This is a genomic window from Salmonella sp. NW645, from assembly GCF_051703725.1.
Taxonomy (GTDB): Bacteria; Pseudomonadota; Gammaproteobacteria; order Enterobacterales; family Enterobacteriaceae; genus Salmonella; species Salmonella enterica.
Genome location: NZ_JAMMKR010000043.1, coordinates 1 through 227, shown reverse-complemented (window position 1 = coordinate 227; position 227 = coordinate 1). Strand labels below are relative to the sequence as shown.

Below are 227 nucleotides of genomic sequence, written 5' to 3'. Positions count from 1 at the left end.
CTAGATCACCGGGTTTCGGGTCTATACCCTGCAACTTAACGCCCAATTAAGACTCGGTTTCCCTCCGGCTCCCCTATACGGTTAACCTTGCTACAGAATATAAGTCGCTGACCCATTATACAAAAGGTACGCAGTCACACCCCAAAGGGTGCTCCCACTGCTTGTACGTACACGGTTTCAGGTTCTTTTTCACTCCCCTCGCCGGGGTTCTTTTCGCCTTTCCCTCA

General features: G+C 51.1%; 1 rRNA gene. It reads right to left on the bottom strand.

From position 1 onward, the window contains the following. Nucleotides 1–227: ribosomal RNA gene (locus NA389_RS22005) — 23S ribosomal RNA — on the bottom strand; the annotation flags it as partial.